Source organism: Ruegeria sp. PrR005 (assembly GCF_010500245.1).
Lineage (GTDB): Bacteria > Pseudomonadota > Alphaproteobacteria > Rhodobacterales > Rhodobacteraceae > Ruegeria_B > Ruegeria_B marisflavi.
Genome location: NZ_JAAGOX010000022.1, coordinates 95,556 through 116,774, shown reverse-complemented (window position 1 = coordinate 116,774; position 21,219 = coordinate 95,556). Strand labels below are relative to the sequence as shown.

The following is a 21,219-nucleotide window of genomic DNA, read 5'->3' as shown; positions in this document are numbered from 1 at the left end:
ATTTTCGGCAAAGTGAATGGGCTTGGCGGGATCAGAACGGCGCTGGTGCGCGGAATTTCATCGACTGGCCGCTTTCGGGGTGTTTCAAACGCAGTTCCTCGGAATGCAGCATCAGGCGCGGGAAATCGCGCGCAGGACCCGTGGCGTAGAATGGATCGCCCAGGATCGGATGCCCCAGCGCCAGGCAATGCACCCGCAGCTGATGCGACCGGCCGGTTTGCGGTGTCAGGCGAACCCGGGTGGTGTCGCCCTCATAGCGCAGGACGCGCCAGTCCGTCACCGCCGGGCGCCCGGTTTCGTGGCAGACCATCTGGCGCGGCCGGTTGGGCCAATCGACGATCAGCGGCAGATCGACGGTGCCGGCCTTGGGCTCAAGCTTGCCCCAAAGTCTTGCAACATAGGTCTTTTTCGTCTTGCGTTCTTCGAACTGGCGGCCAAGACTGCGCTGCGCATGCGGGGTCTGAGCAAAAACCATGACACCCGATGTGTCCCGGTCTAGCCGATGTACCAACAGTGCCCCGGGAAACGCCGCCTGAACGCGGCTTAGCAGGCAGTCGGCCAGGTGTTCGCCGCGCCCAGGCACGGACAGCAGGCCGGCCGGCTTGTTGACCACGATCAGTTCGGCGTCCTCGTGGATCACGTCCAGCGGGTCTTGGGGGGGCGAATAGTCTTCGTTCATGGCCGCATGCCCTAGCGCAGACGGCGGGTTCTCGCAACGTCGCGCTTGCGCTGGCGATGTGGCAGCGCAAGGCTGCGGCCAGACCATCGAGAGGAGAGACCAGATGCACCCCACGATCGCACGAATGCAGGAGGTGGTGGCCAAGGGCGACGAAAGCCTGATCCATGCGTTGCTCGCCGAGGATGTCCGTTTCCTGCCACCGACCTATTACAAAACCTGGACCGGGCGCAACGCGGTGGCGGCGGTTCTGGGTCACGTGGGCCAGGTGTTTTCCGACTTTCGCTATCGCCGGGTGATGGGCGAGGGCAAGGATTGGGCGCTGGAGTTCCAATGCAAGGTTGGCGATCTGGACGCGGTGGGCGTCGACCTGATCACCCTCAACGATGCTGGGCTGATCCAGGAGTTCGAGGTCGTCATGCGTCCTTACAAGACTGTAGGTGCGCTTCGCGATGCGATGAACGCGCGGGTGATGACCGATGCGCGATTCCTCAAGTTTCGCGAGGCACTTAGCTGATTGGCATAGACCAGATCCTGCGTATTCCCCTGCTGCCGGTCCTTGCGGCGCAGGGGCTGGCGGTGCGGCGCAAGGCGCAGCTCTTGGACGAACCGGCGGGGCCGCGCGCGGGGCGCGTCGGGTCCGGTCCGGCGCTGCGCCTGCTGATCGCGGGCGACAGCGCCGCCGCCGGGGTCGGGGTGGACTGTCAGGATCTGGCGCTGAGCGGGCAGCTGGTGTCGCGGCTGGCGCAAGCCTTTACCGTCGACTGGCGGCTGGAGGCGACCACCGGCCACACCACCCGCGATACGCTGGCGCGGCTGGGCGCCCTGCCCGGTCCGTTCGACGTGGTGGTGACCTCTCTGGGGGTGAATGACACCACCCGCGCGACCTCGGCCCGGCAATTCGCGGCCCGGCAGGCGGCACTGATGGAGCTGTTGACCGGACCGCTGGCGGCACGGCTGGTGTTGGTCACATCGGTGCCGGACATGGCCCTGTTCCCGGCCCTGCCGCAACCGCTGTCCTGGGTATTAGGTCAGCAATCTCAAAGGCTTGATCGGTCTCTTGCCACAATGCTCGACCGTTTTCCGCAAGCGGTTCATCATCGACCGCAGATCCCTCTGGATCCGGCGATGGCGGCGCGGGATGGATACCATCCCAGCGCGCTGGCCTATGCGCATTGGGCCGAGGGGCTGGCGCGGGTGATCGAGGGTCAGGCGCGACGCATCTGACGCAGCATCGGCACGGAATAGATCACCAGCGCGGCCCAGATCATCGGGAAGGCGATCAGGCGGCCTCGGTCGATCTCTTCTCCGAACAGGGTGATGGCGGTGATGAAGATCATCGTGGGCGCGATGTATTGCAGGATACCCATGGTCGACAGACGCACCAGTTTCGCGCCATTGGCATAGAACAGCAGCGGCACCGCCGTCACCACCCCTGCCCCGGCCAGCAGCACCGTATCTTGTGTCGTAACGCCAAACGACCCCAACCCCTGCGCCGATTGCCACAAGAGAAAGGCCAGCGCGAATGGCGTCAGGATCAGCACTTCGAGCAGGAAACCCTGGTTCGGACCGATGGGGAGAGACCGTTTGAACAACGCGTAAAACCCCCAACTGACAGTCAGGCTGAGGGCGGCCCAGGGTAGTTTCCCAGCCTCTAAGACCAGCACGGCAACCCCTGCGGCCGCCAGTGCAATCGCAATAACTTGTATACGGCTCAGCCTCTCCCCCAAGATAAGGGCTGCGAGGGCGATGCTGAACAACGGGTTGATGTAGTAGCCTAGCGCTGCATCTAGTGCATGACCGGTGGTGATGGCCCAGACGTAGATGGCCCAGTTGACCGAGATCAGCGCCGCCGTCACACAGGCCATGCCCAGCATGCGCGGGTTGCGCAGCGCGGCGCGCAAGTCGCGTGTCCGGCCCAGGGCGATCAGCAGGATACCGGCCACAGGCACCGACCAGACGATGCGATGGGCCACCACCTCGACCGGGGAGATGTGGGATAACACCTTCATATACAAAGGTAAAAACCCCCAGAGGAGATAGGCCGTGATGGCCAGTGCCAAGCCGCGCGGGGTATCCACGTTCTGGGTCTGGGTCATCCGCGATCTCCTTCACTTGTGCAGGTGTATTGCAGGCGGAGGCGGGAAAAGGAAAGCGACAAAACTGAGTGGGGGTCATCAAGACCCGTGATGGGTCGCGGATCGGGGCGGTCTGCGGCGGCAACCCCGGGCCGGATTTGTACAGGAAATTGACCGTTTTGTACGCCGCTCAGACCCCGGATTGACCGTTTTGTACACGGGGGCGCAAAGCGCCCCGGGACCTCGAAACCAGAGGATCGCGCGGCGACGCCGCGCGTTCCTGAGCCTTGGGAGGACGGGTCAGACCTTTACCCGTTCGGACTTGGGGTCGTACATCGGGGCAAGCGACGCTTCGGCGCGGACGCGGGTGCCCATCACGTCGATCTCGTAGGTCGAGGCCAGAATATCCGCCGCGCTTTCACCTGTGCAGGGGACATAGCCCATGCCGATGGCGCCGCCCAGGTGGTGGCCATAGGCGCCAGAGCTGAGGTAGCCGACGATCTGCCCGTCCCTGAGCAGCGGCTCGTTATGATAGAGCAGCGGTTCGGGGTCGGTCAGGCGGAACTGGACCATGCGGGTCTTGAGCCCCTCGTCTTTCTTGCGCAGCACCGCGTCTCGGCCGATGAAATCGGGTTTGTCGGTCTTGACGGCAAAGCCAAGGCCCGCCTCGAGAACGTGATCCTCGGGCGTGATGTCATGGCCGAAATGGCGGAACGCCTTTTCGATCCGGCAGCAATCCATCACATGCATGCCGCAGAGTTTCAGGCCCAGATCCTGGCCCGCCTCGAACAGGGTTTCAAACGCATGGCCCGCCATGTCGGAGGAGACGTAGATCTCCCACCCGAGTTCACCCACATAAGTCACGCGGTGGACGCGGGCGAGGCCCATGCCCAGTTCGATCTCCTGCGCGGTGCCAAAGGGGTTTGTGGCGTTGGAGAAGTCGTTGGGGCTGACCCGCGCCATCAGTTCGCGCGCCTTTGGCCCCATCACCGCCAGCACGCCCTCGCCCGCGGTCACGTCGGTGATCACCACGCGGAAATCGCCCACGAGGCGCATCATCCGGGTCTGGTCGGCATAGCGGGTGGCGGCAGGGGTGACGACCAGATAGGCGGTCTCGCTCAGGCGGGTGACAGTGACGTCGGCCTCGATCCCGCCGCGCGCGTTCAGGAACTGGGTATAGACGATGCGGCCCACGGGCACGTCGAACTGGCCGCCCGCGATGTGGTTGAGATAGGCGGTGGCGTCCGGCCCTTCGACGCGGATCTTGCCGAAGGAGGACATGTCATACATGCCCAGCCCGGTGCGGATCGCCTTGTGTTCCTCGGCCACGTTGTCGAAGAAGTTCTGCCGCCGCCAGCTGTAGCGGTATTCGCGTTCCTGATCCGGGCGCGCGTACCAGTTGGCGCGTTCCCAGCCCGCCAGTTCGCCGAACACGGCACCTTGTGCCTTGAGATGTTCGTGGAAGGGGGTGCGGCGCACCCCGCGCGAAGTGGCTTTCTGCCGATAGGGGAAGTGATCGGCGTAAAGCAGGCCCAGCGTCTCGGTCGAGCGTTCGACCAGATAGCGCTTGTTGCCCTGGAAGGGCTGCATGCGGGCGATATCGACATCGCCCAGGTCAAAGGGCTTCTCGCCGCTGTCCATCCACTGGCTGAGCGCATGGCCCGCGCCGCCCGCCGACTGGATGCCGATCGAGTTGAACCCGGCGGCGACCCAGACATTGTCCATCTCGGGCGCGAGGCCAAGGTGATAGGCGTCGTCGGGGGTAAAGCTTTCGGGTCCGTTGAAGAAGGTGTGAATACCCGCGCTGCCCAGCATCGGCATGCGGTTCACGGCGGCCTCGAGGATGGGTTCGAAATGGTCGAAATCCTCGGGCAGCTGGTCAAATTCGAATGTGTCGGGGATGCCGTCCATGCCCCAGGGTTTCGATTTCGGCTCGAACGCGCCCAGCATCATCTTGCCGGCGTCTTCCTTGTAATAGGCGCATTCGTCGGGGACGCGCAGAACCGGCATCTGGGTCAGACCCTGGATGGGTTCCGAGACGATGTAGAAATGTTCGCAGGCTTGCAGAGGCACGTTGATGCCCGCCATGCGGCCCACCTGGTGGCCCCACATACCGGCGCAGTTCACGATCATCTCGCAGGCGATATGGCCCTGCTCGGACCCGTCGTCGCTGATCCAGTCGACGCCGGTGACCCGGCGGCCCTGTTTGGCGATGTTGGTGACCTTGATCCGTTCCTTGACCACGGCGCCGCGCTGGCGGGCGCCCTTGGCCAGCGCCAGCGCGATATTGGCCGGATCGGCCTGACCATCGGTCGGCAGCCAGACACCGCCGGTGACACCATCGAGGTTGATATGCTGATAGCGTTCCTTGACCTCGGCAGGCGACAGTTCCTCGACCGGAACGCCAAAGGCGCGGGCCATGGCGGCGTTGCGATAGAGCTCTTCCAGCCGTTCGCCCGTGAGCGCGACCGAGACCGACCCGACCTGACGCATGCCGGTGGCAACGCCGGTCTCGGCCTCGAGCCCCATATAGAGCTCGGCCGAATAGCGGGCGAGCTTGGTCATGTTGGAACTGGCGCGCAGCTGGCCGATGAGACCCGCGGCATGCCAGGTGGTACCCGAGGTCAGTTGCTTGCGTTCGAGCAGAACGACGTCTTTCCAGCCGAGCTTGGTCAGGTGATAGGCGACCGAGCAGCCGACGACGCCGCCGCCGATGATGACCACGCGGGCCTGGGTGGGAAGATCAGCCATGTATGTCTCCGGATCTTGGGATTTGCCCGAGAATGGCATGGACGGGCGACAGGAAATCCATCAAAAACGTCACGCGACTTGCAAAAATCACCGCTGCGCGGCGGTCCGTTTCTGTCGTCTGAGGGCAAAGGGGGTGATGCCGTAAAAGCTTTTGTAGACCGCCGAGAAGCCGTTGGGGAAACCGCAGGCGAGGCCGATCTCGCGGACGCTGAGCGTGGTGTTCAAGAGCAGGGTATTGGCCTTGGCCAGCCGCATCTCGCGGTAGAAGTTGTTGGGCGTGGTGCCGAGATAGGTCTTGAACTTGCGCTCCAGCGAGCGGTTCGAGAGGCCAAGGGCGGCGACGATCTCGTTGATCGGCAGGGGGTCTTCGATATTGGCCTGCATGGTCTTGATGCACTGGTCGAGCGCATCGTCGCCGGTGGCGCTGGTCTTGAGGCCGGACACCGGCTGCATCGAGCCGAAATCGCGGATGTGTTCGTGCAGCATGATATCGGCCACGGTCATCTTGGCCGGTCCCGAGATATGCCGCCCGATGACCGAGAGCGCCACGTCGACGGTGGCGCCCATTCCGGCGCAGGTGATCACCGGACCCTGCTGGGTGGCGATGGAAAAGCGCGCGTCGAAGCGCGCGCCGCGCTCGCGCAGAAAGGCCGCGTTTTCCCAGTGGGTGGCCAGATCGGCGCTGCCGCGTTCGTTGATATAGCGGCTCGCGGCCTCGGCCAGCAGGAACACCTGTGCGCCGCGAAAGGTATAGTCCTGCACCACGCGGCCCAGCGACAGATCGGGCTGGTCGGGGTCGGTGTTGCCGATGACAAAGAGGTAGTCGGCCTGCGGCTGGCTTGGTACCCGCTCGGTCGCCACGACCGCGCCGCTGCTGCTTTCGATCAGGCCGCCGCGCAGGGAACGGTAGGTGAAGGCAAAGGGCGGATTGGGGCAGACCCGGTTGGCGATGCGCAGCACATCGACGAGGCCCGCAAGCTCGGTCAGCACAAAGCCGGGGGCGACGATCACGTCGAATTGCCAGATCTTCTTGTCCGGGTTCACCAGACGCAGGTTGCGTTTGGCCGTCATGGCGGGGGTCCTCAGACGATGGTGTGCCCGGCGGCGCGCAGCCGCTGGGCCAGATGCGCGATATGGGCGGGGCCGACCTCGCAACAGCCGCCGACAATGGTGGCGCCCTGGTCGACCCAGCGCATGGCAAAATCGGCATAGGCCTCGGGCGTCAGGTCGACGCGGGCGGTGAGCGCCTCGACCGTGGGGCGGTCCTTGAGGAACCCTTCGGTGATGCGGGTGAAGCCGTTGGCATAGGCGCCGAAGGGCAGGCCGAAGCCCGCGATGATGTCGAGGGCGGCCGCCATGGCCTCGGGCCGGGAACAGTTCACCAGAACCGCCTGGGGCTGGTATTGCGCGACAATGGCGGCCAACTCGCCCACCCCTTCGCCCGAGCGCAGGCGGGTGCCGTCGTCATCCATCACGGTGACCGAGAGCCAGACGGGTTTGGTGCCGATGGACGCACCCCGGAGCGCGCCCTCGGCCTGGGCGACCGAGGCGGCGGTTTCGATCAGGAACAGGTCGACCCGGTCGTTCATCGCGCGCACGCTGTCGGCATAAAGCGCCTCGGCCTCTTCTGGTGGAGGGCAGATATCGGGGCGGTAGGAGGCGCCGAGCGGCCCCAGCGCGCCTGCGATGCGGCCCGTGCCATGCGCGGCGCGGGCAGTGTCGGCCTGGGCCAGCGCGGTGTCGATCAGCGCCTCGAACCGGTCACCGATCCCGGCCGGTTCCAGCCGGTCGCGCAGCACCGCATAGGTGTTGGTGGTGGCGATGGTGGCGCCTGCGTCGAAATAATCGCGATGCACGGCGCCGACATGGTCGGGCGCCTCGAGCATGACAGAGGTGGACCAGAGCGGTGTCGGGCGCTTGCCCGCGCGTTTGACAAGTTCCTGGCCGATGGAGCCATCAAGCAGGGTAATGTCGGTCATGCGGCCTCCTGTGGCGGAATGAGGACGATCTTGCCGGGCAGGCGTTTGGTCATGAATTCGGCCTGTGCCTCGGAGATCTGGTGGAGCGGATAGGTGGCGGAAACCAGCGGACGGATGGCGCCTGCATTGATCAGGGCGATCAGGTCGGCAAAGACCGCGCGCGGTTGGTAGGTGGCGCCGTGGAGGGTGATGTCGGGCAGGTAGATCTGGCGCAGATCGGCACTGACCATGGGCCCGGCGATGGCGCCCGAGACGGCATAATGCCCGCCGGGTTTCAGGGCGCGGATCAGGTCGGGCCAGAGCGGGCCGCCGACCACGTCGATCACCCGGTCGAAACGGGCGGGCGGGGGCGTGTCGTCGCGTCCCAGGATGGTTTTTGCCCCGGCGGCGGTGACGGCATCGGCCTTGGCGGGCGCGGTCATCGCGGTCACGGTTGCGCCCAGATACGCGGCCAGTTGCACGGCGGCCAGCCCCACGCCGCCCGAGGCGCCGGTGATCAGCACCGCCTCGCTCTGCTCCACGCCGCAGCGCGCCAGCAGGTTCCAGGCGGTGCCATAGGCGCAGGGCATGGCGGCGATTTCCACGTCCGAGAGCGGCGAGGCGGTGACGTCGAAAAGGTCATCCGCATCAAGCAGGCAGTATTCGGCAAAGGCGCCGTCCAGTTCCGAGCCCAGGGCCACGAAGCCGAAGGGGTTGTCGGGTGTCGGACGCGGCAGGTTGATCTGGCAGGTGACGCGCTGGCCGATGGTCCAGCCGGTCGCGCCCGCGCCAAGCGCCACAATGCGGCCGCAGAGGTCGCCGCCCTGGATGCGGGGGAAGTTGAGCGCCCCGGCCCAGCCGCCCGCCTCTCCGGTCTCGCCGCTGTTGGTGGCGCCGGTCACATCCGAGGAATACCAGCCGATCCGCGTGTTGATGTCGGTGTTGTTGACCCCGGCGGCACGCACCCGGACCAGAACCTGCCCCGGCCCGGGGGCCGGAACGGGGATGTCATCGCACCACGCCAGCGCCTCTGGCCCGCCGTGACGGGTCAGTTGGACGCCGGACATGGTGGCGGGGATGGTCATGCGCGCAACCGCTCGTTTTCCGGATCCCAAAGCGGGGCGTCGGGCTGCACCACGGCGCGGCATTTCTGCCCGTAGATCTCTACCTCCAACTCGGTGCCCGGCACCGCCAGATCGGCGCGTACCATGCCCAGCGCCACGCTGGCGTTGATGCGATAACCCCAGGCGCCCGAGGTGGTCTCGCCCACGATCTGCCCGTCATGCCAGAGGCAGGACATATAGGGCGCGTCGCAATCTCCGGCCTCGACCAGAAGGGTGACGAAGCTCTTCTTCACCCCGCGCTGTTTCTCGGCCAGGATCGCGGCCTTGCCCGGGAAATCCTGCGGCTTGTCGAGCTTGACGAAGCGTTCCAACCCGCCTTCGAGCATCGAGTAGTCAGTCGACAGATCGCCCTTCCACGCGCGATAGCCCTTTTCCATCCGCAAGCTGTTCAGCGCCCACATGCCGAAGGGTTTGGCCCCGGCGGCAAGGATCGCGTCATAGATTGCGGGCATGTGCTCGTTGAGCGCGTGCACTTCCCACCCAAGTTCCCCGGCAAAGGAGACCCGGATCAGGAGGGCGGGTTGGCCTGCGACGGTGGCGGCCTGATGCGTCAGCCAGCCTTGCGACAGGTCGGCGTCCGACAGCCCGGCGAGGATCTCGCGCGATTTCGGGCCGGTGACGATCAGCGTGTCGCGGGTGGTGGTCACATCCTCGACCGTGACCCCGGCGGGCATGGCGCCCAGGAGGATATCGCGGTCGTGCCATTGCGCGGTGGCCGCCGTGATCATGACGAACTCGTCCTCGCCCAACCGGATGCAGGACATCTCGGTCAGGATGCGGCCGCGGCTTTCGGAGATATAGACCAGGTTCATCCGCCCCACCTTGGGCAGGCCGCCGGTGATCAGGCCGCGCAGCGCCTCAGCCGCGCCTGCGCCCTTGACCAGAAAGCGCGAGAAGCCGGGCAGGTCGAGCACGCCGCAATGGTCGCGCACGGCCCCGCATTCCTCTTTGATCCGTTGCTCCCACGGGCCCGAGCGGCCCCAGGTGTGGGTGCTTTCCTCGGACGTGTCATCGCCCGGCTGCGCGAACCAGTTGGCGCGTTCCCAGCCGTTGTAAACGCCCATGACGCCACCCTGCGCCTTGACCCGGTCATGCACCGGCGAGAGTTTCTTGTCGGGGGCTGCGGGCCAGCGGTGCCAGGGGAAGTGCATGGCATATTCGTTGCCATAAACCTCCATCCCCTTTTGCACGCAGTAGTCGTGATCGGTGTAATCGGTATAGCGGCGCGGATCGCAAGACCACATGTCCCATTCGGTCTGGCCATCGACGATCCATTCCGCCAGCACCTTGCCCGCGCCGCCGCCCTGGGCGATGCCGAAAGTGAAGACGCAGGCCTCGAAGGCGTTCTTCACGCCGGGCATGGGGCCGATCAGCGGCAATCCGTCGGGGGCATAGGGGATCGGGCCGTTGATGATGCGGCTGACACCGGCGGTGGCGGTGACGGGCACGCGTTCCATCGCGTCGGCGACGATATCCTCGATCCGGTCCAGATCGTCGGACCAGAGCTGGAAGCTGAAATCGTCGGGCATCGGGTCCGTGTCGCTGTCCCAATGCGCGCGGCAGTTGGGCTCGTACGGGCCGATGTTGATGCCATTCTTTTCCTGCCGCAGGTAATAGGACACGTCCACGTCGCGCAGCAGAGGCAGCTTGCGGCCATTCTCCTTGGACCAAGCCTCAAGCTCGGGGATCTGTTCGGTCAGCAGATACTGATGGCTCATCACCATCATCGGCACGGTGCGCCCGCCATAAGGCTTGAACCATTCGCCGACCCGCTGGGCATAATAGCCTGCGGCATTGACCACGTAGTCACAGGCAATGTCGCCCTTGTCGGTATGCACGATCCAGGTGTTGTCGTGCTGCTGGGTGACGCCGGTCGCGGGGCAGAAGCGGATGATCTTGGCGCCCATGTCACGGGCGCCCTTGGCAAGTGCCTGGGTCACCTGCGCCGGGTCGATATCGCCGTCATGCGGATCGAACAGCGCGCCGACGATGTCGTGGGTCTCGATGAACGGATAGTGGTCCTGTATCTCATCTGGGGAAAGGATGCGGATATCCATCCCCTGATAGCGGCCCATGGCGGCGGCGCGTTCGAACTCCTGCATCCGCTCGCGTGTATGCGCCAGCCGGATCGAGCCGGTCTGGTGGTAGTTCATCGGATAATCGACCTCGGCCCCCAGACGGCTGTAAAGCTCGGTCGAGTAGCGCTGCATGTTCATGATCGACCACGAGGTCGAAAAGGTCGGCACGTTGCCCGCCGCATGCCAGGTGGAGCCCGCGGTCAGCTCGTTCTTTTCCAGCAGAACGCAGTCGGTCCAGCCCTTTTTCGCCAGGTGATAGAGCGAGGACACCCCCACCACACCGCCGCCGATGATGACCACGCGGGCCTTGTTGGGAAAATCGGACATGTTCACTCCCTAGTCCTTGTGCGGCGCATCGTCCGCGATGTCGTAATAGTCGCCCTTGTCGGCGACAAAGATGTGCTTGGTCAGGCGCAGGCCGGTGGGGCCATCGACAGAGCCAAGCGAAAAGCTGATCGTGTCCTCGTCATTGGCCTTCCAGAACAGGAACGCGCCGCAGCGGGCGCAGAAGCCGCGTTTGGCGCTGTCGCTGGCGGCAAACCAGCTGACCGGGCCGGTGATGGTCAGGTCGGCCTCGGGCACAAAAGCCGAGGACCAGATGCCGCCCGATTGCCGCCGGCACTGACCGCAATGGCACATCGAGGCGCCCTGGGGTTCGGCCTTGGTCGCGTAGCGGATATCGCCGCACAGGCAGGAACCTTTGATCATGGTCATCCCCTTGTTGCGGGCGCGGCGCTGGTGCCCAGCAACACGCCATAGATGATGAAACAAAGCGCCATGACCCGGCGCAGCCAGGTGCTGAACACCGCGCCCAGCGCCGCGCGACCCATGAGCGCGCCCAAGAGCGTGAAACCGGTGTAGCAAAGCGCGGTGATGATCAGCGCCGTCGGCATGATCACCCCCATCTGCTGCCAGATCGGCACATCCGGCTGCACGAATTGCGAGAACGCGGCGAGGTAGCCCGCCACGCTTTTGGGGTTGAGCGTCGCGACGGCCAGCGCATGCAGATAGACATGGCGCGCCGGGCGCACGGCCGTGGGCACGGGTTTGGCGGCACTGCGCCAGCCCCGGATGCCCAGCCAGATCAGGAACCCGGCCCCCGCGAGCTTGGCCACCAGAAACAGGGTGGGCGAGGCGGTGATCAGCGCCGTTACCCCCAGGGCCGAGAGCAGCAGAAAGGCGCTCGCCTGGGTCAGGATCGCCAGCACCCCCAACAGCGCCTTGCCAAAGGGCAGGCTCATCCCGTTCGAGATGCAGTTGACCGCGTTCGGCCCCGGCGTGGCGGCGAACAGGATCCAGAACAGCGCGAATATGGTCCAGGCTTCGAAACTCATGCCAGCGCCCTCAATAGACCGGGGGGGCGATCACCCAGACGGCCACGGCGGGTTCGTCATGGGGGTTGGCCCATTGATAGGGTTCATGGCGGATGCGGAAACTGTCGCCCGGCCCGACCGAGAACTGGCGCCCGCCGATGGTCAGCTCCAGCCGCCCGGACAGCATGTAGCCCACCTCTTGCGTCGGGCGGTTGGCCGGGGTCTGCATCCGCGACCGCGGGGCAAAGGTGGAATGCACCATCTCGAAATCGTCGGTCAGATCCGGCGACAGCAGCTCTTCGATCAGCCCCTCCTCGCCGGAACCCATCGGGCGCCGCGCGCCTGCCCGCACGACATATCCCTGTTCCTCGGCCGGGGCGGCGGCATGGGCAAACAGCATCGACATCGGCACACCCAGGCAGCCCGCGATCTGGCGCAGGTCCGAGATCGAGGGTTCGGACATGTCGCGCTCCACCTGGCTCAGCCAGCCGACAGACCGCCCCAGCCGAGCCGCGATCTCGCTCAGCGTCAGGCCACGCGCCTTGCGCAGGGCGCGCAGATCGGCGCCAAGCGTCGCGCTGGACGGGGCTTGCGTATTCACTGGCGCCTCCCAAGCTTCGTGAAAAATCACCCTAGAATTTCATGATGCCGTGATTCTCGTGAAATTCTCAACAAAAATTTCATGAACCGCCAGAAAGCCCCTTCACTTTGCAACAAATACTCCGGGGGAGTCGCCGCTTTGCGGCGGCGGGGGCAGCGCCCCCTTTTTGCCCGCGGGTTCTTGCACCTCCGCTGGATCCCCCGGTATGACCCGCCCATGTGGAACGCGATCCTCTATCTCTGGGTCCTCAACGGGCTGACGGTGGCGCTGTTTGCCTGGGACAAGCTCTCGGCGCGGTGGAACCGGGGCCGGGTGCCGGAGCATCTGCTGCTCTGGCTGTCCGCGCTTGGCGGCAGCCCGGCGGCGCTGTTGTCGCGGTGGCTGTTCCGGCACAAGACCCGCAAGCAGCCCTTTGGCCGCTGGCTGTGGTCGATCGTGCTGTTTCAGATCACCGCTCTGGTGATCCTACTGGGCAAAGACCTGCTCTAGGATCGCGCCCAGCGCGGCGGCGTCTTTTTCGGTGAAGGCATCCGGCAGGTCGCTGTCGATGTCGAACACCGCGATCAGCGCGCCGGTCCCGTCGAACACCGGCAGCACCAGTTCCGACCGGGTCGAAGAAGCGCAGGCAATATGGCCGGGAAAGGCATCGACATCCGGCACCAGTTGCACCTCTCCAGTCCGCGCCGCAGCCCCGCAGACGCCCTTGTCAAACGGGATGCGCAAACAGCCGTGGCCGCCCTGATAGGGGCCTATCTTGAGTACACCGGGCTCGGTTACCCGGTAGAAGCCGGTCCAGTTGAACCGGTCGTCCGAATGATGCACCTCGCAGGTGACCGTCGCCATCAGCGCCACCGGATCGGTCTCGCCCTCGGTCAGGGCGGCGATGGTCTTGGCGAGGATGTTGTAGTCAACGGTCATGGCAAGGCTCCGCTGGGAGTGGCGTGAAACAAGCCTATCGCGTGGCGCGCGGGCAAAGGCAAGAGGCGCGCTAGCCCAGTAGGTGGCACAGATGCGTGACCGCTGCCGCCCCGCGGGCCTGGCACGCGGCCTCGGACGGTGCGGGCAGGCGGCCGATTACCCGGCGGATCTGCTGGTCGCCCACCAGCAGATCGAGGTAAAGACCCGCCGCCGCCCCGGCATCGTCGAAACGCAACAGGCCCTCGGCCCGCGCCGCCTCCAGCACCTGCACGATCAGCGGCATCACGCTGTCGCGGCCCGATTGGGCGATCAGCGCGCCCAACTCGCCGCTGGGGTCGGCGGCGGCGGAACGGTTCAGCGCCACCGCCCGGTCGCCCAGCAGGAGAGACAGCAGGCGGGGTCCCAAGGCGGTCAGGGTGTCGCGGGGCGGGCGGTCGGCGGCCAGATCGGCCTCCAGTTGCGCGCGCACCTCGGCGGTGTTGCGGATCACCAGCGCCCGGAACAGGCCCTGCTTGTCGCCATACCAGCTGTAGAGCGTCTCGTTCGAGGCGCGCGCCAGCCGTGCGATCCCCTGCATCGAGGTGCCCGCATAACCCTTTTGTTCGAGCAGCGCATAGGCGGCTTCCTCGATCTGCTGTTGGCGGTCGGTGCGGCTGTCATCCTTCATCGGGTTTCCTTTCGCTTGACGCGCACCGTAATCATGATTACGGATACTCGCAACCGTAATCATGATTACGCTTCTCGGTAACTAACTCAGGAGAGAGACATGACCCAGACCGACCGCCCCTGCCTTGCCGCCCTTGTGGTACTGATCCTGTTGCAGCTGATCATGCTGTCTTCGCTTTATGCCGAGGTGCCGCCGCACCCACCCATCGCGACACCGCTTTTCGGCATCGGGCCGTTCATCGGCGCCTCGGTCTCGGCGGCGATTGCGGCGATTGTGCTGGGAGAGAGCCGCGCCGGGCGGGTGCTGGCCCTGCTCGCCACCCTCGGCGCGCTGGTCTCGTTCGGGCCGCAGAAATACCTCGACCCGCAGTTCCCGCTGATCTGGCCCGCCGTGATCGCTGCACAACTGGCCGCGATCACGGTGCTGGTGCGCCTGTTCCCTGCACTGTCGCGGCAAGGGGCCTGAGCTGATGGAGCTGATGCTTGCCGGTTTCCTGCTGACCGCATTGGCCGCCATCGCCACCCCCGGACCGACAGTCTTGCTGGCGCTGGGCAACGGGGCGCGGGGCGGCATGCGTGGCGCGGTGCCGGGGATTGTCGGAGCGGCCCTGTCGGATGTCCTGCTGATCACGGCGGCGGCGCTGGGGCTGGGGGCGGTGCTGAGTGCCTCGGCCCTGCTGTTTGGGTTGGTGAAATGGGCAGGCGTGGCCTATCTCGCCTATCTCGGGTTGCGGCTGTTGCGGGGGGCGGCGCAGCCCGGCACGATGGAGAGCGCCCCGCAGGAGCGCGCCGCGATGATTTTTCGCCGCAGCTTTCTGGTCGCGGTGACCAACCCCAAGGGCTATCTGTTCTTTGCCGCCCTCTTGCCGCAGTTCATCGACCCCACCCAGCCTGCGGCGCGGCAGTATCTGGTGTTGGCCGCCCTCTTCGTGGCGACCGATCTGCTGGTGATGAGCCTTTATGCCGCTGTTGGCGCCTGTTCGCGGCACCAGGGCGGGCGCGTGGCAACCCAATGGCTAGGCCGGTTCTGTGGGCTGGCGATGATCGGGGTTGCCGGGTCGCTGGCCCTGATGCGCCGCGCCGAGGTCTGAGGAACGCGCCGGATCGCTCCGGCGCGCCACAATTCAAAAGGGTCAGACCCGCTCGATGGCGATGGCGGTGCCTTCACCGCCACCGATGCAGATCGCGGCGACTCCACGTTTCAGCCCGCGCTTTTCCAAAGCATTGAGCAGCGTCACCATGATCCGCGCGCCCGAAGCGCCGATCGGATGGCCCAGCGCGCAGGCGCCGCCGTTGACGTTCACCTTGTCGCGGGACAGGCCCAGTTCATGCATGAAGGCCATCGGCACCACGGCAAAGGCCTCGTTGACCTCCCACAGGTCCACATCCTCGACGCTCCAGCCGATATTGGCGAGCAGTTTTCTGGCGGCAGGAACCGGGGCGGTGGTGAACCATCCCGGCGCCTGTGCATGGCTGGCATGGCCGAGGATGCGGGCGCGCACGGTCAGACCCTGGGCGGCGGAGGCCTCGGCCGAGGCCAGCACCAGGGCGGCGGCACCGTCCGAGATCGACGAGGCATTGGCCGCGGTCACGGTGCCATCCTTGCGGAAGGCGGGTTTCAGCGTCGGGATCTTGTCGGGCCGGGCGCTCTTGGGTTGTTCGTCGGCATCGGTCACCACCTCGCCCTTGCGGGTCTTGACGGTGACGGCGGCGATCTCGCCGTCAAAGGCACCCGAGGCCTGGGCATCCAGCGCGTTTTGCAGCGAGCGCAGCGCATATTCGTCCTGCGCCTCGCGGGTGAACTGGTAGTGCTCGGCGCAATCCTCGGCAAAGGTGCCCATCAGGCGGCCCTTGTCATAGGCATCTTCAAGCCCGTCGAGGAACATGTGGTCGATCACCTGGCCATGGCCGATGCGGGCGCCGCCGCGCATCTTGGGCAAGAGGTATGGGGCATTGGTCATGCTCTCCATCCCGCCCGCGATCATGGTGTCGGTGTGGCCCAGCGCGATCTGGTCAAAGGCGATCATCGCCGCCTTCATGCCCGAGCCGCACATCTTGTTGAGCGTGGTGGCGGGCACCTCTTCGCCCAGACCCCCGGCAAAACCGGCCTGGCGCGCGGGGGCCTGGCCCTGACCGGCGGGCAGGACGCAGCCCATCAGCACCTCGTCCACGGTGGCGGCCCCTGCCCCGGCCAGCGCGGCGCGAATCGCGGCGCCGCCCAGTTCGGCGGCGCTGACGCCGTCATACATGCCCTGGAACCCGCCCATCGGTGTGCGCGCAGCACCGGCGATGACAACTTCTTTCATCCTGTCCTCCTGAGGAAAGCTCTGTGCCTGAATACCGAATGGTAAGAATTGCCGTCTACCCTCGTGCGGCGAAAAGTAGCCACCCGAGGAGTGGGAGTATGTGTCTGACCAGTACCGATTCCGGTGACACACGGATCATTGCCGTCAATGTCGAGCGGATCGACGCAGCGATGGCGATCCAGTTCAAGGAGGACATGCGCAGCGAAACCGAAGCCGGACCGCAGCGGGTCGTGCTGGATCTGTCGCAGGTGAAGTTCATCGATTCCAGCGGGCTGGGGGCCATCGTTGCGTCGATGAAGCAGTTGGGCGGCGACCGGCGGTTGGAACTGGCGGGCCTGACGCCGGTGGTCGACAAGGTGTTCCGCCTGACCCGCATGGATACCGTCTTCAACCTTTTTGCCACGCTCGACGAGGCCTTGACCGCGCGGCAAAAGTGACCTGTTGGGGAGATTGACAGCGTGAACCTGGATACGGATCGGGCAGGGTTCCTCGTGACTTTCAGCGCCAACGATCTGGAAGCCCGGGAGGGAATCCGTGCCATTGCCGGACAACTTCGCCAGCAAGGGATTTCGGAAGAGCGGACCGGCGATGTCGAGATCGCGCTGGCCGAGGCCATAAACAACGTGGTCGAGCATGCCTATGCCGGTGTCGAGGCGGGGCAGATCCATGTCAGTTGCCATCTGCGCGCCGGCCGGTTGGAGATTCGTATCCATGACCGCGGCCGCCCTATGCCGGGCGGCGATCTGCCAAGCGGGGAACCCGCCGAACCGGCAGATCTGCCCGAAGGGGGATTCGGCTGGTTTCTGATTCGGCAACTTGCGACCGAGATCAAGTACGAACGCCGCGGCGACAAGAACCTGCTGTGGCTCAGGTTCGATCTGCCGGAAAAGCCGGATGCCTGACCGAAAGTGGAAAATGCCTCAATCTGGCCGCAATTGATCCGAATTCGTGCCGCAATGCGGGGACATACAGAACCTGTAGCTGCATATGGCTTCCCTCGACGTTGCGCGTTACAGCCCCCACCCAGTGCGCAACGTCGAGGACTATATGCCAGGGGCGTACCAGGCCAGACGCCCTTTTTCCCCTTTCGATGCCTTGCCCTGTCCCGGTCACGGGCGCCGTTTGTGCTTCGGATTGGACTTCGCCCGCGCCCGGATTAATGTCGGCGGGACTTGAAGGAGACCAACCCGATGCGCGATTTTCACTTGCCCGGCAGATCGCCGGTTTTTGCCACGACCGGGATGTGCGCCACCTCGCACCCGCTGGCGGCCCAGACGGCGATCGAAACCCTGAAACGCGGCGGCAACGCGATGGATGCGGCGATTGCGGGCGCGGTGCTGCTGGGCATTTGCGAGCCGCAGATGACCGGGATCGGCGGCGACTGTTTCGTGCTTTACAACCGGCCCGGCGAAACCACGGTGCGGGCGATGAACGGGTCGGGCCGGGCGCCTGCGGCGGCCAGCGCCGCCGCGCTGCGGGCGCGGGGGCTGGCGGCGGTGCCGCTGACCGGGCCCGAGGCGGTCACCATACCCGGCGCCATCGACGCGTTCTGTCATCTGTGTGAGACCGAGGGGCGCATCGGGCTCGACGCGGTGCTGGACCCGGCGATCCGCTATGCCGAGGCGGGCGTGCCCGTTGCCCAGCGGGTGGCGGCGGACTGGGTCAGCGATGCCGAGGTTTTGCAGGGCGCGGCGCGGGACTGGTTCCTGCCCGGTGGCACGATCCCGAAACCGGGGCAGATGTTTGCAGCACCTGGGCAAGCAGAGGTGCTGCGCCGGATCGCGCGCGACGGCCGCGATGCGTTTTACACCGGCGAAGTGGCCGAGGACATGGTCGCCGCGCTGAACGGGCTTGGTGGGGTGCATACGGTCGAGGATTTCGCCGCCACCGCCTGTACCCCTACCGATCCGGTGGCGGGATCTTATGGCGCGGTCGACCTGGTCGAGCATCCGCCCAACGGCCAGGGCGCGACGGCGATCCTGATGCTGAACATCCTGTCACATTTCGACATTGCCGGGATGGACCCGCTGGGCGCCCAGCGCATTCATATCGAAGCCGAGACCGCCAAGCTGGCCTATGACGCGCGCAACCGGTTCATTGCCGACCCGGACCACACCACGCGTCTGGATCACATGCTGGCGCCGGAAACGGCGGCGCGGCTGGCGGCGCTGATCGACCCGAAGCGCGCCATGGCGGCGGCCGCGCCGCTGACCGAGGCGGTGCACAAGGACACGATCTATATCACCGTGGTCGATCGCGACCGGATGGCGGTGTCGCTGATCTATTCCATCTACCACGGGTTCGGCTCGGGTATCGCATCGCAGAAATTCGGCATCCTGATGCAGAACCGGGGCGCGGGATTCACGCTGACAGAGGGCCACCCGAACGAGATGGCGGGCGGCAAGCGGCCGATGCACACGATCATTCCGGGCATGCTGTGCCGGGATGGCCGGGTCGAGATGCCCTTTGGCGTGATGGGTGGCGCCTATCAGCCGACCGGGCACGCGCGGTTCACCTCGAACCTGGTGGATTTCGGGATGGATCCGCAGGCCGCCATCGACATGCCGCGCGCCTTTGCCGATGCGGGGGTGTTGAAGGTTGAACGCGGCTATTCCGATGACGTGCGGCAGGCGCTGATCGGGATGGGCCACAAGGTGATCATCCCCGAAGAGCCGCTGGGCGGTGCGCAGGCGATTCGAATCGGGGCTGACGGGGTGCTGACAGCGGGCAGCGATCCGCGCAAGGACGGCTGTGCGCTGGGCTACTGAAACGGTCCTGCCCGGCAGGCGGGCAGGATCAGTTCAACTGGAAATGCAAGGGATAGGCGCCATCCTGGAACGGCCCGAACATGTCGGGAATGTCCGGGTGGTCCACCGGTTCGCCGGAATAGTCCACAACAAGGTTCTGTTCGGAAACATAAGCCACGTAATAGCTTTGATCGTTCTCGGCCAAAAGATGATAGAACGGCTGGTTCTTCAGCGGCCGGCTATCCTCGGGGATGGCCTGGTACCACTCTTCGGTGTTGGCAAATTCCGGGTCGACATCGAAGATCACACCGCGGAACGGGTGTTTCCGATGGCGCACCACTTGCCCCAAATGATATTTGGCGTGCGTTTTCAACATTGTCTTTCAGCCCCTGAGCATTGCTTGTACCGCTAATCACCCGTCCATGTCCAACAATTGATCGAAAATTAAGGGAAACAGTCTGTGAACCTTACCGTGACAGTGATCGAGATCGTGGCGCCCGTCTTTCTGCTGGCGGCGGTCGGGTTTGGCTGGGTCCGGATGGGGTTCGAGTACCGCACCCAGTTCGTTACCCGGCTGGCCACGACGCTTGCTGTGCCCTGCCTGATCTTCACAGCCTTGATCAAGACCGAGATCCCCGGCGGCGACCTGGTTCGTTTTGCGGTGGCGGTGATCGGCGCGGTCCTGGTGTTGTCGCTGGTCGTCGAACTGGGCCTGCGCGCTTTGGGGCTGGACCGGCGGACCTATCTGCCGCCGCTTGTGTTCGGCAATACCGGCAATCTGGGCCTGCCGCTGTGCATCTTTGCCTTTGGCGAGACCGGGCTGGGCTATGCCATCGTGTTCTTCTCGGTCTCGGCGCTTTGGTCGTTTTCCTATGGTATCCACGTGGTTGCGGGACGCGGGTCGCTAGCCAAGGTGGTGCGCGAGCCGATGGTCTGGTCGACGCTGCTTGGCGCTCTGTTCCTGTGGCAGGGCTGGCAGACGCCGCGGTTTCTGCCCAATGCGATGGAGCTGATCGGGCAGATGGCGGTGCCGCTCATGCTGATCACGCTGGGCGTGGCGATTGCCCGGCTAAGCACGCACAAAGTGTCGCGCGCGGTGATCCTGTCGCTGGTCAAGCTGGCGTTGTGTTTTGCTCTGGGCTGGGCAGTGGCGCTGGGCATGGGGCTGGAAGGCGTCGCGTTCGGCGTGCTGGTGGTGCAGATGTGCACGCCAGTTGCGGTCACGTCCTATGTGCTGGCCGAAAGGTTCGAGGCGGATGCCGATACCGTGGCTGGTATGGTCATGGTCTCGACCCTGATTTCGGTCGCCGCCTTGCCGCTGGTTCTGGCGCTGGTGCTCTAGCGAATGTGATTCCATCGCATCGTCGGATGCGTTAGAATACAAGAAAAAAGGCAAGAGGCAGATGAGCAGATCTCTGTTTACACTGGCGGCAGTGCTGGTGCTTGGCTCGTGTAGCGGCGGGTCCAAGGCGCCGCCCAGCAACCTGGACGATGCGTGCAGCATTGCGGCGCAGCGCCCGGAATACATGAAGGCATTCAAGCAGACCGAGCGCAAATGGGGCGTGCCGGTGCATGTGCAGATGTCCACCATCTATTACGAAAGCCGCTATCGCGGCGATGCGCGCACACCGCATCAGTTCGTACTGGGGGTGATTCCGGTCGGGCGGCAGAGCAGCGCCTTTGGGTACAGCCAGGCGCTGGATGGCACCTGGGATCAGTACCGCAAAGAAACCGGGCGCCGCGGCGCCAAGCGCGACCGGATCAAGGACGCGTCGGATTTCATCGGCTGGTACATGAACAAGACTCGCGAGAAAAACGGCATCGCGCTGACCGACGCGCGCAACCAGTACCTGGCTTATCACGAAGGCCACGCCGGATATGCGCGCGGCTCGCACAGGGCCAAGTCGTGGCTGCTGCGTGTTGCTGACCAGGTGGCGGCACGGGCCGACATGTATGGCGGGCAGCTGTCGAGCTGCCGCAAGTTCCGCTACTGAACGGGCCGG

Annotated in this window: 24 protein-coding genes; 10 read left to right on the top strand and 14 right to left on the bottom strand. The window is 65.3% G+C overall.

From position 1 onward, the window contains the following. Positions 1-31: 31 nt before the first annotated feature. On the bottom strand, positions 32-679 hold the full coding sequence (locus G0P99_RS13125) for an RluA family pseudouridine synthase (RefSeq protein ID WP_164130500.1): 648 nt from the start codon (positions 677-679) through the stop codon (positions 32-34). 103 nt (positions 680-782) lie between these two features. Here G0P99_RS13125 and G0P99_RS13120 point away from each other — a divergent pair, with 103 nt between their 5' ends. Both G0P99_RS13120 and G0P99_RS13115 read left to right on the top strand, forming a co-directional pair. Further along, complete coding sequence (locus G0P99_RS13120) at positions 783-1,193, top strand: nuclear transport factor 2 family protein (RefSeq protein WP_164130498.1); 411 nt, start codon at positions 783-785, stop codon at positions 1,191-1,193. 62 nt (positions 1,194-1,255) lie between these two features. Further along, positions 1,256-1,903: an SGNH/GDSL hydrolase family protein gene (locus G0P99_RS13115; protein WP_370462783.1), complete on the top strand. Its 648-nt coding sequence runs from the start codon at positions 1,256-1,258 to the stop codon at positions 1,901-1,903. On the opposite strand, the gene rarD is transcribed toward G0P99_RS13115, so the two are convergent. The 9 genes from rarD to G0P99_RS13070 all read right to left on the bottom strand — a co-directional run bounded on the left by rarD (position 1,885) and on the right by G0P99_RS13070 (position 12,579). Further along, positions 1,885-2,775: an EamA family transporter RarD gene (rarD, locus tag G0P99_RS13110; RefSeq protein ID WP_164130496.1), complete on the bottom strand. Its 891-nt coding sequence runs from the start codon at positions 2,773-2,775 to the stop codon at positions 1,885-1,887. The two genes, G0P99_RS13115 and rarD, sit on opposite strands and share 19 nt — an antisense overlap. 279 nt (positions 2,776-3,054) lie before the next feature. Beyond that, the gene (locus G0P99_RS13105; protein ID WP_164130494.1) at positions 3,055-5,505 is read right to left on the bottom strand and encodes an FAD-dependent oxidoreductase; all 2,451 of its coding nucleotides are present in this window, start codon (positions 5,503-5,505) and stop codon (positions 3,055-3,057) included. 87 nt (positions 5,506-5,592) lie between these two features. Next, on the bottom strand, positions 5,593-6,576 hold the full coding sequence (locus G0P99_RS13100) for a GlxA family transcriptional regulator (protein WP_164130492.1): 984 nt from the start codon (positions 6,574-6,576) through the stop codon (positions 5,593-5,595). Between the two features lie 11 nt (positions 6,577-6,587). Further along, positions 6,588-7,484, bottom strand: a complete 897-nt coding sequence (locus G0P99_RS13095; RefSeq protein WP_164130490.1) for a homocysteine S-methyltransferase family protein — start codon at positions 7,482-7,484, stop codon at positions 6,588-6,590. Further along, a complete protein-coding gene (locus G0P99_RS13090; RefSeq protein WP_164130488.1) occupies positions 7,481-8,548 on the bottom strand; it encodes an alcohol dehydrogenase family protein in 1,068 nt (355 codons plus the stop codon). The genes G0P99_RS13095 and G0P99_RS13090 overlap by 4 nt, the downstream gene beginning before the upstream one ends. Further along, positions 8,545-10,992, bottom strand: coding sequence for an FAD-dependent oxidoreductase (locus G0P99_RS13085; RefSeq protein WP_164130486.1), 2,448 nt, complete (start codon positions 10,990-10,992; stop codon positions 8,545-8,547). Before G0P99_RS13085 ends, G0P99_RS13090 begins: the two co-directional genes overlap by 4 nt. Positions 10,993-11,001: 9 nt before the next feature. Then, on the bottom strand, positions 11,002-11,373 hold the full coding sequence (locus G0P99_RS13080) for a GFA family protein (protein ID WP_164130484.1): 372 nt from the start codon (positions 11,371-11,373) through the stop codon (positions 11,002-11,004). A gap of 2 nt (positions 11,374-11,375) precedes the next feature. Next, positions 11,376-11,999, bottom strand: coding sequence for a LysE family translocator (locus G0P99_RS13075; protein ID WP_164130482.1), 624 nt, complete (start codon positions 11,997-11,999; stop codon positions 11,376-11,378). Between the two features lie 10 nt (positions 12,000-12,009). Further along, entirely contained in the window at positions 12,010-12,579 is a 570-nt protein-coding gene (locus tag G0P99_RS13070; RefSeq protein ID WP_164130480.1) for an XRE family transcriptional regulator, read from the bottom strand. Between the two features lie 216 nt (positions 12,580-12,795). Between G0P99_RS13070 and G0P99_RS13065 the strand changes: the two genes are divergently transcribed. Beyond that, positions 12,796-13,068, top strand: a complete 273-nt coding sequence (locus G0P99_RS13065) for a DUF1294 domain-containing protein (protein ID WP_164130478.1) — start codon at positions 12,796-12,798, stop codon at positions 13,066-13,068. Here the strand turns inward: G0P99_RS13065 and G0P99_RS13060 are convergent. After that, positions 13,045-13,497 (bottom strand): GAF domain-containing protein, encoded by a 453-nt coding sequence (locus G0P99_RS13060; RefSeq protein WP_164130476.1) that lies wholly within the window; start codon positions 13,495-13,497, stop codon positions 13,045-13,047. The genes G0P99_RS13065 and G0P99_RS13060 overlap by 24 nt on opposite strands. A 70-nt stretch (positions 13,498-13,567) precedes the next feature. Beyond that, positions 13,568-14,164, bottom strand: coding sequence for a TetR/AcrR family transcriptional regulator (locus G0P99_RS13055; RefSeq protein WP_164130474.1), 597 nt, complete (start codon positions 14,162-14,164; stop codon positions 13,568-13,570). Between the two features lie 99 nt (positions 14,165-14,263). Between G0P99_RS13055 and G0P99_RS13050 the strand changes: the two genes are divergently transcribed. Next, positions 14,264-14,629: a hypothetical protein gene (locus G0P99_RS13050; RefSeq protein ID WP_164130472.1), complete on the top strand. Its 366-nt coding sequence runs from the start codon at positions 14,264-14,266 to the stop codon at positions 14,627-14,629. 4 nt (positions 14,630-14,633) lie between these two features. Continuing rightward, complete coding sequence (locus G0P99_RS13045; RefSeq protein WP_164130470.1) at positions 14,634-15,254, top strand: LysE family translocator; 621 nt, start codon at positions 14,634-14,636, stop codon at positions 15,252-15,254. Between the two features lie 42 nt (positions 15,255-15,296). Here the strand turns inward: G0P99_RS13045 and G0P99_RS13040 are convergent, their stop codons facing one another. Next, positions 15,297-16,469 (bottom strand): acetyl-CoA C-acyltransferase, encoded by a 1,173-nt coding sequence (locus G0P99_RS13040; protein ID WP_164130468.1) that lies wholly within the window; start codon positions 16,467-16,469, stop codon positions 15,297-15,299. Between the two features lie 98 nt (positions 16,470-16,567). On the opposite strand from G0P99_RS13040, the gene G0P99_RS13035 reads away from it, so the two are divergent. The 3 genes from G0P99_RS13035 (at position 16,568) to G0P99_RS13025 (ending at position 19,237) form a co-directional block, all read left to right on the top strand. After that, on the top strand, positions 16,568-16,906 hold the full coding sequence (locus G0P99_RS13035) for an STAS domain-containing protein (RefSeq protein ID WP_164130466.1): 339 nt from the start codon (positions 16,568-16,570) through the stop codon (positions 16,904-16,906). A 21-nt stretch (positions 16,907-16,927) separates the two neighbouring features. Beyond that, positions 16,928-17,371 (top strand): ATP-binding protein, encoded by a 444-nt coding sequence (locus G0P99_RS13030; RefSeq protein WP_164130464.1) that lies wholly within the window; start codon positions 16,928-16,930, stop codon positions 17,369-17,371. Between the two features lie 288 nt (positions 17,372-17,659). Further along, positions 17,660-19,237 carry a gamma-glutamyltransferase family protein gene (locus G0P99_RS13025; protein WP_164130462.1) on the top strand — a complete coding sequence of 526 codons (1,578 nt, stop codon included), beginning with the start codon at positions 17,660-17,662 and terminating at the stop codon, positions 19,235-19,237. 28 nt (positions 19,238-19,265) lie between these two features. Here G0P99_RS13025 and hspQ read toward each other — a convergent pair whose 3' ends face one another. Then, positions 19,266-19,592, bottom strand: coding sequence for a heat shock protein HspQ (gene hspQ / locus G0P99_RS13020; protein WP_164130459.1), 327 nt, complete (start codon positions 19,590-19,592; stop codon positions 19,266-19,268). An 84-nt stretch (positions 19,593-19,676) separates the two neighbouring features. On the opposite strand from hspQ, the gene G0P99_RS13015 reads away from it, so the two are divergent. Continuing rightward, positions 19,677-20,558, top strand: coding sequence for an AEC family transporter (locus tag G0P99_RS13015; protein WP_164130457.1), 882 nt, complete (start codon positions 19,677-19,679; stop codon positions 20,556-20,558). A 61-nt stretch (positions 20,559-20,619) separates the two neighbouring features. Beyond that, on the top strand, positions 20,620-21,210 hold the full coding sequence (locus G0P99_RS13010) for a lytic transglycosylase (protein WP_164130455.1): 591 nt from the start codon (positions 20,620-20,622) through the stop codon (positions 21,208-21,210). Positions 21,211-21,219: the final 9 nt, after the last annotated feature.

Excerpts from the sequence above, each read along its gene's own strand:
- G0P99_RS13125 (WP_164130500.1), bottom strand. The coding sequence starts at position 679 with ATGAACGAAGACTATTCGCCCCCCCAAGACCCGCTGGACGTGATCCAC.
- G0P99_RS13120 (WP_164130498.1), top strand. The coding sequence starts at position 783 with ATGCACCCCACGATCGCACGAATGCAGGAGGTGGTGGCCAAGGGCGAC.
- rarD (WP_164130496.1), bottom strand. The coding sequence starts at position 2,775 with ATGACCCAGACCCAGAACGTGGATACCCCGCGCGGCTTGGCACTGGCC.
- G0P99_RS13105 (WP_164130494.1), bottom strand. The coding sequence starts at position 5,505 with ATGGCTGATCTTCCCACCCAGGCCCGCGTGGTCATCATCGGCGGCGGC.
- G0P99_RS13100 (WP_164130492.1), bottom strand. The coding sequence starts at position 6,576 with ATGACGGCCAAACGCAACCTGCGTCTGGTGAACCCGGACAAGAAGATC.
- G0P99_RS13095 (WP_164130490.1), bottom strand. The coding sequence starts at position 7,484 with ATGACCGACATTACCCTGCTTGATGGCTCCATCGGCCAGGAACTTGTC.
- G0P99_RS13090 (WP_164130488.1), bottom strand. The coding sequence starts at position 8,548 with ATGACCATCCCCGCCACCATGTCCGGCGTCCAACTGACCCGTCACGGC.
- G0P99_RS13085 (WP_164130486.1), bottom strand. The coding sequence starts at position 10,992 with ATGTCCGATTTTCCCAACAAGGCCCGCGTGGTCATCATCGGCGGCGGT.
- G0P99_RS13080 (WP_164130484.1), bottom strand. The coding sequence starts at position 11,373 with ATGATCAAAGGTTCCTGCCTGTGCGGCGATATCCGCTACGCGACCAAG.
- G0P99_RS13075 (WP_164130482.1), bottom strand. The coding sequence starts at position 11,999 with ATGAGTTTCGAAGCCTGGACCATATTCGCGCTGTTCTGGATCCTGTTC.
- G0P99_RS13065 (WP_164130478.1), top strand. The coding sequence starts at position 12,796 with ATGTGGAACGCGATCCTCTATCTCTGGGTCCTCAACGGGCTGACGGTG.
- G0P99_RS13060 (WP_164130476.1), bottom strand. The coding sequence starts at position 13,497 with ATGACCGTTGACTACAACATCCTCGCCAAGACCATCGCCGCCCTGACC.
- G0P99_RS13055 (WP_164130474.1), bottom strand. The coding sequence starts at position 14,164 with ATGAAGGATGACAGCCGCACCGACCGCCAACAGCAGATCGAGGAAGCC.
- G0P99_RS13050 (WP_164130472.1), top strand. The coding sequence starts at position 14,264 with ATGACCCAGACCGACCGCCCCTGCCTTGCCGCCCTTGTGGTACTGATC.
- G0P99_RS13045 (WP_164130470.1), top strand. The coding sequence starts at position 14,634 with ATGGAGCTGATGCTTGCCGGTTTCCTGCTGACCGCATTGGCCGCCATC.
- G0P99_RS13040 (WP_164130468.1), bottom strand. The coding sequence starts at position 16,469 with ATGAAAGAAGTTGTCATCGCCGGTGCTGCGCGCACACCGATGGGCGGG.
- G0P99_RS13035 (WP_164130466.1), top strand. The coding sequence starts at position 16,568 with ATGTGTCTGACCAGTACCGATTCCGGTGACACACGGATCATTGCCGTC.
- G0P99_RS13025 (WP_164130462.1), top strand. The coding sequence starts at position 17,660 with ATGCGCGATTTTCACTTGCCCGGCAGATCGCCGGTTTTTGCCACGACC.
- hspQ (WP_164130459.1), bottom strand. The coding sequence starts at position 19,592 with ATGTTGAAAACGCACGCCAAATATCATTTGGGGCAAGTGGTGCGCCAT.
- G0P99_RS13010 (WP_164130455.1), top strand. The coding sequence starts at position 20,620 with ATGAGCAGATCTCTGTTTACACTGGCGGCAGTGCTGGTGCTTGGCTCG.